Annotated in this window: 11 protein-coding genes; 4 read left to right on the top strand and 7 right to left on the bottom strand. The window is 65.0% G+C overall.

The window, feature by feature from the left end:
* Window positions 1-24 precede the first annotated feature (24 nt).
* From senA to AC07OK_RS22415, 3 genes are all read left to right on the top strand, one after another.
* On the top strand, window positions 25-1,227 hold the full coding sequence (senA, locus tag AC07OK_RS22425; protein ID WP_494692363.1) for a selenoneine synthase SenA: 1,203 nt from the start codon (window positions 25-27) through the stop codon (window positions 1,225-1,227).
* Window positions 1,228-1,297: 70 nt separating this feature from the next.
* On the top strand, window positions 1,298-2,587 hold the full coding sequence (locus AC07OK_RS22420) for a Xaa-Pro dipeptidase (RefSeq protein ID WP_494692362.1): 1,290 nt from the start codon (window positions 1,298-1,300) through the stop codon (window positions 2,585-2,587).
* A 118-nt stretch (window positions 2,588-2,705) separates the two neighbouring features.
* Complete coding sequence (locus AC07OK_RS22415) at window positions 2,706-4,025, top strand: hypothetical protein (RefSeq protein ID WP_494692361.1); 1,320 nt, start codon at window positions 2,706-2,708, stop codon at window positions 4,023-4,025.
* 24 nt (window positions 4,026-4,049) lie between these two features.
* On the opposite strand, the gene AC07OK_RS22410 is transcribed toward AC07OK_RS22415, so the two are convergent.
* The 5 genes from AC07OK_RS22410 to AC07OK_RS22390 all read right to left on the bottom strand — a co-directional run bounded on the left by AC07OK_RS22410 (window position 4,050) and on the right by AC07OK_RS22390 (window position 9,643).
* Window positions 4,050-5,282, bottom strand: coding sequence for a malic enzyme-like NAD(P)-binding protein (locus tag AC07OK_RS22410; protein ID WP_494692360.1), 1,233 nt, complete (start codon window positions 5,280-5,282; stop codon window positions 4,050-4,052).
* 90 nt (window positions 5,283-5,372) lie between these two features.
* Window positions 5,373-6,665, bottom strand: a complete 1,293-nt coding sequence (locus AC07OK_RS22405) for a Glu/Leu/Phe/Val family dehydrogenase (protein WP_494692359.1) — start codon at window positions 6,663-6,665, stop codon at window positions 5,373-5,375.
* A gap of 177 nt (window positions 6,666-6,842) precedes the next feature.
* Window positions 6,843-7,805, bottom strand: a complete 963-nt coding sequence (locus tag AC07OK_RS22400; RefSeq protein ID WP_494692358.1) for a LysR substrate-binding domain-containing protein — start codon at window positions 7,803-7,805, stop codon at window positions 6,843-6,845.
* 12 nt (window positions 7,806-7,817) lie between these two features.
* Entirely contained in the window at window positions 7,818-9,164 is a 1,347-nt protein-coding gene (locus AC07OK_RS22395; protein ID WP_494692357.1) for an MFS transporter, read from the bottom strand.
* Between the two features lie 11 nt (window positions 9,165-9,175).
* The gene (locus tag AC07OK_RS22390; protein WP_494692356.1) at window positions 9,176-9,643 is read right to left on the bottom strand and encodes a MarR family winged helix-turn-helix transcriptional regulator; all 468 of its coding nucleotides are present in this window, start codon (window positions 9,641-9,643) and stop codon (window positions 9,176-9,178) included.
* A 117-nt stretch (window positions 9,644-9,760) separates the two neighbouring features.
* On the opposite strand from AC07OK_RS22390, the gene AC07OK_RS22385 reads away from it, so the two are divergent.
* Window positions 9,761-10,009 carry a DUF3297 family protein gene (locus tag AC07OK_RS22385; protein ID WP_026335271.1) on the top strand — a complete coding sequence of 83 codons (249 nt, stop codon included), beginning with the start codon at window positions 9,761-9,763 and terminating at the stop codon, window positions 10,007-10,009.
* An 84-nt stretch (window positions 10,010-10,093) separates the two neighbouring features.
* Here the strand turns inward: AC07OK_RS22385 and AC07OK_RS22380 are convergent, their stop codons facing one another.
* Together AC07OK_RS22380 and AC07OK_RS22375 are read right to left on the bottom strand one after the other, a co-directional pair.
* Complete coding sequence (locus tag AC07OK_RS22380) at window positions 10,094-13,108, bottom strand: TonB-dependent receptor (protein ID WP_494692355.1); 3,015 nt, start codon at window positions 13,106-13,108, stop codon at window positions 10,094-10,096.
* Window positions 13,109-13,232: 124 nt separating this feature from the next.
* The gene (locus tag AC07OK_RS22375; protein WP_494692354.1) at window positions 13,233-15,254 is read right to left on the bottom strand and encodes a glucosidase family protein; all 2,022 of its coding nucleotides are present in this window, start codon (window positions 15,252-15,254) and stop codon (window positions 13,233-13,235) included.
* Between the last annotated feature and the right edge of the window lie 6 nt (window positions 15,255-15,260).

The raw sequence follows: 15,260 nt of genomic DNA, 5'->3' as shown, positions 1-15,260 counted from the left end.
GCTAAAATTCGTTACAATCGGCTCATGATATCAAGCCCAACTTCGTTCAGGAACGCCACGCCACAGCAGTTGGCGCTGGCGCTGCGGCATGCGCGGGATTATACGCTGTCGCTGTTCGATTGCTTCGCCGCCGCCGGCATGGACGTGCCGACACGCGTGCCGCAACTGCGCATCGTCAATCCGCCCTTGTGGGAGCTGGGCCACATCGCCTGGTTCTCCGAATGGTTCATCCTGCGCGAAGCGGCGTCCAGCCATCCGGCCGACGCCCACGGCAACTGCCTGCTGAGCAAAGGCGACGACTGGTTCGATTCGGCGACGGTGCCGCACCGCGCCCGCTGGACGCTGGACCTGCCCAGCACCGGCGCGCTGAAGACCTACTGCCGCGAAGTGCTGGACCGTGTGCTCGACAAACTGTCGCGCGAACCGAACGACGATGCGGCGCTGTATCCCTACCGCCTGGCGCTGGCGCACGAGGACATGCACGGCGAAGCGCTGCTCTACACCTTGCAGACCCTGGGCCTGGCCGGACCGGCGCAGGCCGCGCACAATGAGCAGCCGCTGTTCGCGCCGTCGGAGATCGGCTTCCCCGGCGGGACCATCCAGTTGGGCTGCGCCGAGGGTCGGGGCTTCGTGTTCGACAACGAGCGCCAGGCGCACAGCTTCCGCGTGGCGGCGTTCACCATCGACAGCACCCTGGTGACCAACGCGCAGTATGCCGATTTCGTCGCCGACGGCGGTTACGACCAGCGCCAGTTCTGGAGCAGCGCCGGCGCCGACTGGCTGATGCGCCAGGAGCGTTCGGCGCCGCGTTATTGGCAGCGCGACGGCGCCCAGTGGCGCACCGTGCGCTTCGGTCAGCCGACCACGCTGGCCGGCGCCGAGCCGGTGCGCCATGTGAACCTGTATGAAGCGCAGGCCTACTGCGCCTGGGCCGGACGCCGCCTGCCGACCGAGGCGGAATGGGAATATGCAGCCTTGTCCGGCCATCCGGCGTTCCGCTGGGGGCAACTGTGGGAATGGACGGCGTCGCCGTTCGAGCCTTACCCCGACTTCAAGGCCGACCGTTATCGCGAATATTCCGAGCCGTGGTTCAGCACCCACCAGACCTTGCGCGGCGCCTCGTTCGCGACGCCGCTGCGTTTCGATTCGGCCAAATTCCGTAATTTCTTCCTGCCCGAGCGCGACGACTTCTATGCAGGATTCCGCACGTGTGCCTGGCCGGGATAGTTCAACAATAAGAACGCTTTTTTTCTAGCGCTCTGCTATTCTTTTCTTTTCGAAGAAAAAGGCCCACCCAATGAAACTCAAGCATCTCCTGATTTCCGCCACCGTCCTTGGCACCCTGGGCGCGGCGGCGCCGTCGTTTGCCGACGGCGCCAAAGTGGTGGCGATACGCGCCGGTAAGCTGGTCGACGTGGTCGCCGGCACGGTGCTCAAGGACCAGACCATCATCGTCACCGGCGAGCGCATTACTTCGGTCGGCCCGAGTGCCTCGGCCAAGGTGCCGGCCGGCGCGCAGCTGATCGACCTGTCCTCGCAGACGGTGCTGCCAGGCCTGATCGACATGCACACCCATTTGACCGGCGACCCTTACCTGGGCGGCTACAACGCGCTGGGCGTGTCCGATACCCGCGCTGCGCTGTACGGCGTGCGTGCCGCGCGCAAGACACTGGAGGCGGGCTTCACCACGGTGCGCAACGTCGGCGCCAGCGGCTTCGGCGACGTGGCGCTGCGCGACGCCATCAACGACGGTGATTTCATCGGGCCGCGCATGCGCACCGCCGGATACGCCATCGGCATCCAGGGCGGCCATTGCGACGAGAACCTGCTGCCGGCCGAGATGAAGTTCACCAGCCGCGGCGTGGCAGACGGCCCGTGGGAGGCGCGCGCCAAGGTGCGCGAGATGGCCAAATACGGCGCCGACGTGATCAAGATCTGCGCATCGGGCGGTGTGCTGTCCAAGGGCGACGAGCCGGGCGCGCAGCAGTACACGCTGGAAGAGATGCAGGCCATCGTCGGCGAGGCGCATAAGCTGGGCCGCAAGGTGGCCGCACACGCGCACGGCACCAGCAGCATCCGCGATGCGATCCTGGCCGGCGTCGATTCGATCGAGCACGCAAGCCTGATCGACGACGAGGGCATCAAGCTGGCGCGCGAGAAGGGCACCTATCTGGTCATGGACATCTACAACGACGACTTCATCCTGCAGGAGGGCGAGAAGGCCGGCATGCTGCCGGAATCGATCGCCAAGGAAAAGGTGATCGGCCAGATCCAGCGCGACAACTTCCGCAAGGCCTTCAACGGCGGCGCCAAGATGGCCTTCGGCAGCGACTCCGGCGTTTATCCGCACGGCGACAACGCCAGGCAGTTCGCCTACATGATCAAGTACGGCATGACGTCGATGCAGGCGATCCAGGCGGCCACCATCAACGCGGCCGACCTGCTGGGCTGGAAGGACCGCGTCGGTTCTCTCGCCACCGGCAAGTTCGCCGACATCATCGCCGTCAAGGGCGACCCGACGGAAAACGCGACGGAACTGACCAAGGTGACCTTCGTCATGAAGGGCGGCGAAGTCATTAGAAAATAAAGGCCTGCCGGGTCATCCCGCTGGCTCGCGGGGCCATGCCGTTGTGGCGCGGATGGTATAGAGAGAGGATTGTTTTTCTATATACTTTTCGCTTTCAAACCGTGCACTGTGAGCCAGTATGAGTTTTCAAGCCTTACCCCGCCATCTGGCCTTGCTGGCACTGGCCGCCGCGTTGAACGCTTGCGGCGGCGGCTCCGCTTCTTCCGTTCCCACCACTGACACCACCGCCGCCAGCACCTTCACCGGCACCGCGCCGGACACCACCGGCACCATCGCCCTGGCCGGGGTGCCGCGGTCGGTCACCTTGCCTGGTGGCGCAGTGTTGGCCGGCATGGGCGATGCGCTGGTCGTCGGCGATCATATCGTGGTGCGTTCCTTCTCCGATTCCAGCATTACCGTCAGCGGCAACAAGGTGCATCCGCGCACGCGATTGAGTGTGCTGGACCAGGATGGCGCGCTGGTTTCCAGCATCGACTACGGCTTCACTTTGGCCGCCGGCTATACCGGCGAGTGGCAGATGCTGCCTTCGCCGGACGGCTTCGTGATGGTGCAATCGGGGCCTGGCGTCAGGCTGCTGCATTTCGACGCGCGGGCGAAGCAGCTCGGCGAGGCGCAGGAACTGTATCCGGCGGTCGCCGCCAGCTCCACCACTGAGCTGGCGGCTGCGGAAAGCAGCGCGGCAGTGGATGGCAACGGTTTCTGGCTGGTCACCACCTTCTCGCTGTTGCCGGTCACCGAAAAGACGCAGTACCTGCTCAAGCTGTGCAAATTCGATTTCAATGGCCGGCAGTTGACGCCACCGTTCGAGATTTCGACATCGGCTCTACATCCGCATGTCGCGGCGTCGGGTGGTGCGGTGCTGGCCGGGTGGCTGGAGGGCGGCGGTGCGATGGTGGCCATGTGGCCGAAAGGACTGGGGGCGCCGGTCCTGCATTCCCTGGGCACCAGCGGCGCGCAGCCTTACCCGATCGTGCTCGATACGGACGGCAAGTTGGGTGTACTGTGGAACGGCAAGGCCACGCTGACCAGTCCTGGCGGCGTGATGGGCGTGGCGATCGACAAGAACGGCGTCGCCGTGCTGCCGGCAGGCCGCACCGACCTTGGTCAGGAGACTTTGTCCAGCCACTGGCCGGGCAACGGCCGGATGGCTGAGGTGGATGCGCGTGTGTACAAGGGCAGCCTGCTGCTGGCCGATGTGGCGGTTGGTTCCTACAGTCCGGGCGATCCGGTGACGGATGTGATGGTGCTGGCCGACTATGGCGTGGGTACGTCGGCACTGTCGGCGCAGAAGTCCCTGATCTTCCGCATCAAGATCAACGGGAACGGCGGGGTGCTGGGCAGCTATCCGGTGATGCGGCAATTGCTGTTCGCGGATCACGCCACGCTGCTGTTCGGCGACGAGAATCACCTGGCGGCGGTGCGCATCACCCGCAATTGAGGAGCGCGCCGCCGTTGCGCTGGTTTAGATCAGCGATTCCGCCAGGTCGCGCAGGTCGTCCGCGTATTCCAGCTCATTGAGTTCCTTGCGGGCGACGCCGCTGCGCCAGGCGGCGGTGGCGATCTTCGGCGTGACACCGCTCAGCAAACGCGGGTCCAGCAGGCCAGGCACCACGTAGTCCTTGCCGAAGCGGGCATCGCTGCGCGCCATGTCGGCCAGCGCCACCACGCAGGCGCGCTTCATTTCCTGGTTGATGGTCGAGGCGCCGCAATCGAGCGCCGCGCGGAACAGGTAAGGGAAGCACAACGCGTTGTTGATCTGGTTCGGATAGTCCGAACGGCCGGTGGCGATGATGGCGTCCGGCGCCACTTCGCGCACCAGTTCCGGACGCAGCTCCGGCTCCGGATTGGCCAGCGTGAACACGATAGGCTGCGGCTTCATGCGCTCGATATCGAGCGGCGACAGCACGCCGGGACCGGACACGCCGAGGAACACATCCGCGCCGTCCATCACGTCGGACAGCTTGCTGGCGCTGGTGTCCTGCGCCCAGGCGGCTTTTTCGCCATCGAGCTTGCGCGCGGTGGTCAGCACGCCCTTGCTGTCGCAGACGAAGATATTGCGACGTTCCGCGCCCAGGTCCACCAGCAGTTCCAGGCAGGCGATGGCGGCGGCGCCGGCGCCGGAGCAGACGATCTTCACGGTGGCGATATCGCGGCCGGTCATCTCGATCGCGTTCAGCATGCCGGCGCCGACCACGATGGCGGTGCCGTGCTGGTCGTCATGGAACACCGGGATCGACAGGCGCTCGCGCAGCTTGCGCTCGATGTAGAAGCATTCCGGCGCCTTGATGTCTTCCAGGTTGATGCCGCCGAAAGTCGGGTGCAGCGCGGCGACGATGTCGATCAGCTTATCGGGATCGGTTTCGTCGATCTCGATGTCGAAGGCGTCGATGCCGGCGAATTTTTTGAACAGCACCACTTTGCCTTCCATGACAGGCTTGCCGGCCAGCGCGCCGATGTTGCCGAGGCCGAGCACCGCCGTGCCGTTGGTGATCACGCCGACCAGGTTGCCCTTGGCCGTGTACTCGTAGGCCTTGGCCGGATCGCGCTGGATTTCCACGCACGGCGCGGCCACGCCAGGCGAATACGCCAGCGCCAGGTCTTCCTGGGTGGCGACGCTCTTGGTCACTTCGATGGCGATCTTGCCGGCGCTGCCGGCACGGTGGTAGGCCAGCGCTTTTTGTTCGATGGTGCTCATGGTGTCCTCGTTATTTTGTTGGCTCTGAATGCGAAAAACGCCCGCACGGGCCGAAGCCGGTGCAGGCGCAAACTGCTGGGGATCAGTACATCATGGATACAGGCCGCGTACTTCGCGGGCCTGCAGCACGCGGGTGCACGCCAGGATGAAGGTGGCGGTGCGCAGCGTGACCTTCTTGTCCTGCGACACCGACCATACGGCGTTGAAGGCGTCCTGCATGATGCGGGTCAGGCGGGCGTTGATCTCGTCCTCGCTCCAGAAGAAGCTGGAGAAATCCTGCACCCATTCGAAGTACGACACGGTCACGCCGCCGGCGTTGGCCAGCACGTCCGGCACGATCAGCACGTCCTTGTCGGTCAGGATGTCGTCCGCTTCCGGAGTGGTCGGGCCGTTGGCGCCTTCCAGGATGATCTTGGTGCGGATCGTCGGCGCGTTGGCGGCGGTGATCTGCTGTTCCAGCGCGGCTGGAATCAGGATGTCCGACTCGATGCCCCAGAACGCGTCGCGGTCCAGGAAGGCTTCGGCGCCGGGGAAACCGGTCACGCTGCCGCATTCGGCGACGTGCAGGTGCAGACGTGCCACATCCAGGCCGCCTTGATTGACGACGGTGCCGGTGTGATCCTGCACGGCGATGATCTTGGAGCCGGCTTCCGCAAACATGGTCGCTGCCACGCCGCCGACGTTACCGAAACCCTGGATCGCTACACGAGCGCCTTCGATCGCCACACCGCGCTTGGCGGCGGCTTCGCGGCCCACCACGAACACGCCGCGGCCGGTCGCTTCGCGGCGGCCCAGCGAGCCGCCCAGCGAGATAGGCTTGCCGGTGACGACGCCGGTCGACAGGTTACCTTCGATCATGGCGTAGGAGTCCATCATCCATGCCATCACTTGTTCGTTGGTGTTGACGTCCGGTGCCGGGATGTCCTTGTTTGGTCCGATGATCAGCGAGATTTCGCTGGTGTAGCGGCGGGTCAGGCGCTGCAGTTCGTTGCGGGACAGGGTCTTTGGATCAACGCGGATACCGCCTTTGGCGCCGCCGTATGGCACGTTCACCGCCGCGTTTTTGACGGTCATCCATGCCGACAGGGCCATCACTTCGGACAGGGTCACGTCCTGGTGGAAGCGCACGCCGCCTTTGCCTGGACCACGCGACATATTGTGCTGGACGCGGTAGCCTTCGTAGTGGGCGATGGTGCCGTCATCGCGCTCGATCGGCACGTCGACGGTCAGGATGCGCTTCGGGCGCTTCAGGGTTTCGACCCAGCGCGACAGGCTGCCCAGGTGCGGGGTGACGCGGTCGATCTGCTGCAGGTAGACGCCCCAAGGGCCCAGGTCTTCTGGATTGAGGTAGGAAGGCAGTGCGTGTGCTTGTACAGTGGTCATGCTCAAGTCTCCGTTTGAATTCGTGGCTGAAGGCCGCTCGTGGCGCTCTTCAAGTGGAGCGAATCATAGGATGGGAGACTGAAAACGGGCCAATGCTGTATGCGCATTCGGCTATGCAAAAAATGCATAGTTATGCAAGTGGTGCTAATCGTGGTGTTAATTCGCGGCTAATTGGCCTTATCTTTCCGAGACCGAGACGCGGCGTTTGCGGCCACTATCTTTTTGCTGCTGTTCGAGGAACTCCCACAGCCGTTCGACGATGGCCTTGCCGCGCCGGTGCGCCGACGGGCGCTCGCGGTACAGGCGGATTTCCATTTCGATTTCCCACTCGGAGGCGCCGCCGTCGGCGCGCGCCAGCTGCTTTTGCTTGAGCTCCCGCGTGACCGCCGATTCGGGCAGGAAGGCCACGCCGCGGCCTTCCAGCGCCATCATCTTCAGGCCTTCGGCCATGTCGGTTTCGTAGTGCGGGTCCAGGTGCAGCGGCGTCTTGGCGTCGGTCAGGATCAACTCCACCATGCGGCCCAGGTAGGCGTTGTTGGTGTACGATAAAAACGGCAGAGGCTCTTTTTTGGTGCCGGGCAGCGTGAATTCCGGCGCCTTGTTCTTGTCGCAGCGGGCGTAGGCGCACAGCGATTCGCGGCCCATCACCAGCATGTCGTAGCGGCCCGGATCGAGCTGCACCGGCTGGCGCGGATGGTGGTAGCACAGCAGCAGGTCGCAGCCGCCTTCGACCAGTTGCATCACGGCGTCGTGCACGTTGAGCGCCATCAGGCGGCTGCTGATCGGCGCGAAATCCTGCTCCAGGGTGGTCAGCCATTTCGGCACAAAGGTCAGCGACAGCGTGTGCGGCACGGCCAGGTCGATGCTGGTCTGCGCGGCTGCGCGCTTGGAGCGCAGCATGTCGCGCGCGCCGTTGATCTGCGCCAGCATCTCCAGCGCCTGCTCGTAGAACACGATGCCGGCCGGCGTCAGGCGCGTGGGATACGAGGTGCGGTCGATCAGGTCCGTGCCCAGCCAGTTTTCCAGCGACTGGATGCGGCGGGAGAAGGCGGGCTGCGTCACATGCCGCAGCGCCGCCGAGCGGCTGAAATTATTGGTCTCGACCAGCGAGATGAAGTCTTCCAGCCATTTGGTTTCCATGCACGTTTCCTTTTACTGCGGTTGCGGGGTGTTGGAGCTGATGCTGCGGATAGGCGTGAGCAGATACGCCAGTGTCGCGAACACCACCAGTATGATGCCACCGCCGAGGAACAATTGCGACAGCGAGATCATCGTCAGCACCCAGCCGGTGACGGCGGCCGACAACGGCGCCAGTCCCATGAAGATGAACATGAAGATGCTCATGGCGCGGCCCATCATGTGCGGCGGCACGCGGCGCTGGATCCAGGTGAAGACGTTGATCTGCATGTAGCCGGACAGCAGGCCGAGCGTCAGCATCAGCGCGCACGCCTGCCATGGGGCTTGCACGGAACCGAGCGGCATCACCAGGAAACCGGCGATGGCGTCCGCCACCAGCAGCACGGTGCCGAAGCTGGCGAAGCGCAGGCGCGCGCCCAGCACCGCGGCGCCGGCCATCCCGAACAGCATGCCGGCGCCGTTGGCCGCCATCAGAACGCCGAGGGCGGAGGCGCCGTGCAGCTTCTCGCTGGCCAGCACCGGGATCGCCACCTGCATCGAACCGCCGATGAACAGCGATACCGTGCCCCAGTAGATGAAGCACAGGCGCAGCGGCACATCGTTCCAGACCATCATCAGGCCGGCGCCGACGGAGCGCAGCACCGATTGCGGCGCTTCCGCCTGCGCCGGCGCCGTCAGCGGGCCGACCTTGGACAGAGTCCATGCCGAGACCAGGAAGCTGAAGCAGTCGAAGCCAAACGCAAACGCCAGGCCGCGCGCATCGGCCACCACGCCGCCGCTGTCGCCGGACAAGGCGAGCAGGCCGGCCGCCATCAAGGGGCCGATCAACATCGACACCTGGCGCAGTCCCATCAACACGCCGTTGGCCGCTTGCAGATGCTCGGCGGCGATCGCCTGCGGCATGATCGAGGTGCCGGACGGGATGCCGAAGGCCTGCGCCAGGCCGATGCCGAAGGCCAGCACGTAGATGATCATCAGCGTCAAGTGGGCGTTCAGGTCGATGGTCAGCGACAGCGACTCGCTCAGCGAGAACGTCAGCGTCGGCTGGTTGTGCAACACCAGCAAGGTTAGTAGGCCAAGCAGCACGGCGTTGGCGTACTTGCTCAGCATGAGGACGCGCTTGGGCGAGTAGCGGTCCACCACGGCGCCGCCGATCAGGATGAAGACGGCGCGCGGGATGCTCATCAGCGCGATGACGAAGCCCAGCGCCAGCGTGTCGCCGGTGAGCTTGAGCACCAGCCAGGGCAGGGCGATCATGGTCAGCTGATCGCCCATCATGGAGATCACGCCGCCGCGCAGCAGCCATTTGAAGTTCGGGTCGCGCTTCAATGCCGCGCGTTGCAGTTTTTTTGGATCGTCCATGGTGTGGGCTCTCAGGAGTTGGTGGCGTTCATACCGGCGATCAGGCCAAGCGCGGTGCTCAGTTCATCGAAATGCGCGGTGGGACAGTTGCGCAGCAGGTCCTTGCTGATCTGCTCCGCCACCACGACGGCGTTGTTCAGCAGTTCGCGGCCGGTGTCGGTGATGGCGGCATAGGCCACGCGGGCGTCGCGCGGGTCCTGCTGGCGTTCGACCAGGCCGATTTTTTCCAGCGGCAGCAGGGTGCGGGTGACGCCGGACGCGGTCAGGCCCTGGCGTTCGGCCAGGTCGACCCGGCGCAAACGGCCGCCGGGGGCGCGGTTCAGGTAGTGCAGCAGCATGAAGTCGCCGAAGCTGATGCCGTGGTAGCCGCCCAGCACCTGGTCGAGCCGGCGCACCAGCGCGGCCTGGGCGCGCGCCAGCCGTAGCGCAAATTCCAGGCTGGGACTGATGGCGGGGGTGTCGTCAATAATATCGTTCATGCTGTGCTCCGTTGTCAATTAATTCTTGATTAATGCTTGAGTAAGCAAGTATATATCAACTAATTGAGGATGCAAGCGTTTTTTTGGGTCTTGAAAACCAGCTGATATAATTGCGGGATGAACGATACTACCCAACTCCCTCCATTGCCGGATCGTCTGTCGATCGACCCGCGCAGCAAATTCCACGTTGCCGCCGTGTTCGAACACGATGTGGGCATCCGTTTTAACGATAAAGAACGCCTGGACGTTGATGAGTACTGCATCAGCGAAGGCTGGATCAAGGTCCCGGCCGGCAAGAGCCTGGACCGCTTCGGTAACCCGATGCTGATCAAGCTGAAGGGCAAAGTCGAAGCCTTCTATCGTTAATCCTTCTGAAGAAATAGAAAACCCACCTGCCTGAACGCGCCTAAGATCGCGTTCGGTGCGGGTGGGTTTTTTTTTATGGGCCGATCAGAACCGTTGGTTGTACTCCACCGTGAAGCGCACCTGGCGTTCCGGCGCGCGGCCCAGCACCTGGTTGTAGTACGCGCTGACCGTGCCAGGGCCCGAGTTGTAGCCCGGTTGCGTGGCCAGGTCGGTCTGCTGGTTCAACAGGTTGAACACGTCCGCCTTCAAGGTCAGGCCTTTGAGCCAGCGCGGCATGTAGGTCGCGTTCAGCGCCAGCCGCACATCGGTCGGCAGCGTGCCGGCGGAGCCGCGCGGCGCCAGCTTCTCGTCGCAATAGAAGGTGGCGGAGCCGTACCAGCCGGCCGGGTTGTTGTTGACGTCGAGCGCCTTGGGCAGGTTGCCGATGCAGGACTTCGGCGCGCCGGTGGCGATATTGAGGTTGCCGCCCACGCGCCATTCCGGGGTCAGCTCATAGTAGCCATACGCCTTCAGCACCTGCGTGTGGTTGTTGGGCAGCAGGCCGTTGGCGCCGGTCATCAGTTCCGGATAGTCGTAGGCGGTGGTGGCGGCCAGGTCGGCCTGGCCGATGTCGGACGCCACCTGGCCTTCCATATTGCCCCGGCTGCGCGACAGCGTGTAATTGACCTTGCCGTACCAGCCATCGCGCAGCGGATGCTCAAGGAAGAAGTCCAGCGCCGTGTAGATGCGCTGCACTTTCGGCAGGCCCATGTCGTCGGCCGTCAGCGGCACGGTCACCAGCTTGCCGTCGCGGCGCAGGTCCAGCACCAGCGTGTTGTCGCGGCCCGGATTGATCAGCAGGCAGGGCATGTTGTACTTGCTGGCGTCGACGCTGTTGCGCTTGGCCCAGGCGTCCACCGGACGCTGGTCGCACCAGTCCTCGATGGTGTTGCGCAGCGTGCGGTAGGTGAACTTGGCGCCGGCGGTGTAGGCCGGCGTCAGCGCCGCCTCGATGCCCAGCGCCAGTTCATCCTGGTAGGTGGCGCCCAGGCTGCTGGCCGCCACCTGGTGCGGATCTTTGGCCTGGCCCCACTCGTTGCCGCCCGAGACCTGCGGGCTGATTTCGGTCAGGCCAGTCGGCACGCCGGTCTTGGGATCGACGCCGGTGTAGGTGAAGTAGTGGTCGATGTGCACCGGGTTGCCGGCCAGGCGCAATGCCACGCTGGTCGGAATCTGCAGGTGGTAGCGGCCGGCGTTGGCGAACAGCTTCATGCTGCTGTCGCCGCGCGCGTCCCATGACGCGCCCAGGCGCGGCGCCAGCATGTGGCGCTGTTCGGCATATGGCACGCCGAAGCTGTTCTTGTTGGTGAACTGTTCGTTGCGCAGTCCCAGGTCCAGCAGCAGCGTGCTGGTGACCTGCCAGCGGTCCTGCACGTACTGCGCGCTTTGGTCGGTGTGCGGCGAGGCCGAATCGCTTTGGTGGTATTCGTCCACGTAATAGCCTTGGGCGCCGTAGCCGCCGCCGGATGCCGGCGAACGGCCGCCCGGCACCGTCGAATTCGGATTGGACGCGCGGAAGTAAGTCCAGCTGCCGCCACCGGCGAGCGAGGAACCGTTGATCGACGAAACGTTGTTGTGGTCAACGCCGGCGCGCAGCGCGTGGTCGCCCAGCTTGTATTCGACGTCGAGGCGCAGCGTCGATTGCTTGTCTTCCGCGTTAGCCACCTGCATGGTGCCGCCTATCGTCTGCGGGTTGTTGTAGGTCAGCCCCGGCACCTGCGCGTTTACCGGGGCGCTGATCTGGTACACACCCGGCACATAGCCTTCCACGCTTTGCGGATAGGTCGATTTGAAGCGGCCGGCCAATGCGGTCACGGTCAGGCGGTCGGTCAGGTAGCCGGTGTATTTCAGGATCGAGTCGTTGGTGATGCCGGCGTCGCCCGTCACGCCGTCGGCGCGGGTGTTGTTGCGTTGGAGCGTGGCGTAGCTGAAGCCGTAGTTCTGCTGGGTCTTCTTGTATTCGTCGTGGATCTGGGTGAATTCAAGACGGTGGTCGTCGCTGATGTTGTAGTCCAGCTTGAGCAGGTAGCGCGGCGTGCGGGTCTCGCGCTCGGTCCAGCCGTTGGTCTTGTTGGTCGCATCGGAGTCCTTGCTGATGTAGCCGGTGGTGAAGCGGTCCTGTTCCAGGTTGGCGAACACGAACAGCTTGTCCTTGATCAGCGGCCCGCCGACATAGACGCTGCCGAAGACGTCGGTGGCGTTGTTGGCGCCGCGGTAGGTCAGCAGCTTGCCGTCGGTGGCGGGGTTGGCGCCGGTTTGCGGATAGTAGGTGTCCTCCGGCTTGGCGCGCAGCCAGTTGGGCGTGTACTGCAACACCGCGCCGGCGTCCCAGTGGTTGGTGCCGCTCTTGGTGGTGATGTTGACCACGCCGCCGGTGGAGCGGCCGAATTCGGCGCTGTAGCCGCCTTGCAGGATCTGCGCTTGCGCGATGGCGAAGAAGGGCAGCGTGGTCGAGCCGATCTGCTTGTACACATTGGTGACCGGGAAGCCGTTGATATAGTACGAGTTCTCCGACACACCGGCGCCGCCGAAGCTGTCGCCGCCGATGCGCGGATTGCCGCGCGAGGTGCCGGGCGCCAGCTGGATGATGCCCGACAGGCTTTGCGTCACCGGCAGCGCCGCCAGTTCGCGGGCGGTGAACACGGCGCCGTTGTTGGTGTTGCTGACGTCGATGCTGCGGCGACGGCTCGACACGGTGACTGCCTGGATGGCGTCGAACGAGGCTTCGACACCCTGGCCGATCAAGGCTTCCACTTCCAGCGTGCGTTCGATGTCGTCGCCGCGCATCAGCATGACCTTGTAGATGCCGGGCTGCATGGAGGTGGCCTGATAGCGTCCGCTGGCGTCGGGGTGGACGATGCGCCGCGCGCCGGTGGCTGTGTTCTCCAGCACCACGCTGGCTCCCTTTGCATTGGCTATCTGGCCGAAGATGGTGCCGGTGGCGTTCGATTGTGCGTAGGCTGGCGCGACCAAGCTGCCTGACAAAAGGGCGCCGCCGAATGCCAGTGCGAGGGCGTGGGCGACGAGTGTCATCCGCGCGCTGTGGGTGGATTTCTTCATGATGTCTCCTGATCGTTTTTATGATGATCGGCTGCCGCAGGCAGCCGATGGAGACATACTAGGCAAGGCGGGGATGGCAATCTAATGAATGTTTAGCGACTACCATTGCTGAAAACGATATGCATTAATTGGGAAGCGTGATCTGCAACGGCGCCTTGCCGTTCCAGGCCTGATCCAGCACGGTCTTGCCGTCCAGGCGCACCAGCACGCGTTGCGCCGGCTGGCCTGGCCGCAGGCGCGTGGTCACCAGGTCGAGGCCTTCGCCCTGATCGCCCGCACCGAATGCGCGTATGCGCCGCAAGGCCATGCGCGGCCAGCCCTTGGGCAGGCGCGGCGCGAAACTGAAGCTGCGCAAACCGGTCGGCTCGATGCCGAACAGGCCTTCCGTCAGCACCCGCGCATACAGGCCGCTTTCCGCAGACAGGTGACGCTGCTGGCCTTCCGGCCACGCCTCCACTGCATACGGCACGTGCTCGCCCAGCAGGCGGCGGCCGGAGTAGTAGCGCAGGTAGGGCATGGTGCGTTCCAGTTCGCCCGCCTTCAGCAGGCCGCGCAGCGTGTACAGCGTGGCGCGGTCCCAGAAGGTCTTGTCGCCGGCTTCGGTCAGCACGCCGTTTTCAGACCACAGCTGCGGCGACAGCAGCGCATCGATGGTGCCGCGCTGGCGTTCCGTGATGCCGAACGCCAGCGGCAGCGCGATCCACGCGCGCAGCTTGTCGTTGCCGGCGTAGTAGCGGTAGGTGTCGTAGCCGCTCATGTTGGCGCCGAAGTAGCGTTCGATGGCGGCACGCTGGTTCTGCGCCTCCTGTTGCAGCGCGGCGGCGCGCGGCTGGTCGCCCAGCGCCGCGTTCAGGCGCGCGGCGCCGGTCAGGCCGCCGTAGGCCAGCACGTTGGTCGACAGATTGGCTTTGCCGGCCGGGAAGCGGCCTTCCAGTTCATCGCTGTCGGAATGGACGATGCCTTCGGCGTCGCGCTGGCGGCGGGTGAACTCCAGGCACCAGTCGATCAAGGGCAGCAGCTGGCGCGCGGTGCCGGCGTCGCCCTGCGCCAGCGCGAACTGGCTGGCGCCATAGGAAATCATGGCGCAGTCGCCACGGTCGCCGGCGCCGTTCCAGTAGCCGCGTCCCTCGGCGATGATGGAGGAGGGCAGCGGCTTGTATTCCGGATTCATGTAGCGCGCGAACAGGCCGAAGCTGGTGATCGCGCTCTGCACGGCGGCGCGGTCGCCCAGGTAGGGGAAGAAGGGATTGACATACTCCGCCTGGTCGTTGGCCCAGACTGCGGCGTAGTAGCGGGTGCCGCCCGGTCCGTGCAGCAGGCCGCCGCGCGTGGCGAACACGCTTTCGGCGGCGCGCACCTTGGAGAAGGCGAACATGGCGTCGAGCACCGGGTCCGGCGTTTCCAGTACCAGCTCGCCGCGCCACTGCGCCACCTTGCGGGCGCGCGCCTGCAAGGCTTCTTCGCCGTCCACGTACACCATTTCGTTTTGCAGGCGGCCGCTGACGATCACGTCCACGTATGCGCGCGCGCCCGGCGCCAACGTGCCTTCGCGCGCGGCCGACTGCACGGCGATCACGTAGGCGCCGTGCGTGCCGCGATCGGCGGGCGTGGTTTCGCTGTAGTCCAGCGCGGCGAAGCTGTAGCGGCGCGCGGTCTTGCCGTGGTTGACCAGCTCCAGCCGCTCCACCAGCGCCGGCTCGTCCGGCGACGGCGTCAGTGTGCGGGTCAGCAGCAGGCCAGGCGCCAGCTGGGATCGCAGGCTGAGACGGCCGTCGAAGCGCACCTGTTGCAGGCGTTCGGCGGTGGCGGGGGCGCCGTCGATGGTGATGGCTGGCGTGGCCTCGGGGCCGAACTTGCGTATCAGGCTGGCGTGCGTGTCGTCCGGGATGGTGCGCAGCATCGGCCATACCACGGTGCGTGTCAGCAGCAGCGTGCCGTCGGCCTGGCTGCCGTAGTCGATCACCGCCGATACCTGGCGGCCGCTCATCTCCAGCTGGTCGCGGTGGGTGTCGCCGACCTGCCAGCGGATCGCGTTGCCGTCGATCTGCCAGCGCGGCGTGAAGGCGGGAGGTGCCGCTTGCGCCAGGCTGGCCGCGAGCAGCGCGGCGGCCAAGGCGGTGCGGCGCGTGCGTAAGAATTTTTGCATGCTGAC

This window comes from Duganella sp. GW821-FHT07G03, from assembly GCF_059418605.1.
This window is presented reverse-complemented; position numbering and strand designations above follow the sequence as displayed.

Excerpts from the sequence above, each read along its gene's own strand:
- senA (WP_494692363.1), top strand. The coding sequence starts at position 25 with ATGATATCAAGCCCAACTTCGTTCAGGAACGCCACGCCACAGCAGTTG.
- AC07OK_RS22420 (WP_494692362.1), top strand. The coding sequence starts at position 1,298 with ATGAAACTCAAGCATCTCCTGATTTCCGCCACCGTCCTTGGCACCCTG.
- AC07OK_RS22415 (WP_494692361.1), top strand. The coding sequence starts at position 2,706 with ATGAGTTTTCAAGCCTTACCCCGCCATCTGGCCTTGCTGGCACTGGCC.
- AC07OK_RS22410 (WP_494692360.1), bottom strand. The coding sequence starts at position 5,282 with ATGAGCACCATCGAACAAAAAGCGCTGGCCTACCACCGTGCCGGCAGC.
- AC07OK_RS22405 (WP_494692359.1), bottom strand. The coding sequence starts at position 6,665 with ATGACCACTGTACAAGCACACGCACTGCCTTCCTACCTCAATCCAGAA.
- AC07OK_RS22400 (WP_494692358.1), bottom strand. The coding sequence starts at position 7,805 with ATGGAAACCAAATGGCTGGAAGACTTCATCTCGCTGGTCGAGACCAAT.
- AC07OK_RS22395 (WP_494692357.1), bottom strand. The coding sequence starts at position 9,164 with ATGGACGATCCAAAAAAACTGCAACGCGCGGCATTGAAGCGCGACCCG.
- AC07OK_RS22390 (WP_494692356.1), bottom strand. The coding sequence starts at position 9,643 with ATGAACGATATTATTGACGACACCCCCGCCATCAGTCCCAGCCTGGAA.
- AC07OK_RS22385 (WP_026335271.1), top strand. The coding sequence starts at position 9,761 with ATGAACGATACTACCCAACTCCCTCCATTGCCGGATCGTCTGTCGATC.
- AC07OK_RS22380 (WP_494692355.1), bottom strand. The coding sequence starts at position 13,108 with ATGAAGAAATCCACCCACAGCGCGCGGATGACACTCGTCGCCCACGCC.
- AC07OK_RS22375 (WP_494692354.1), bottom strand. The coding sequence starts at position 15,254 with ATGCAAAAATTCTTACGCACGCGCCGCACCGCCTTGGCCGCCGCGCTG.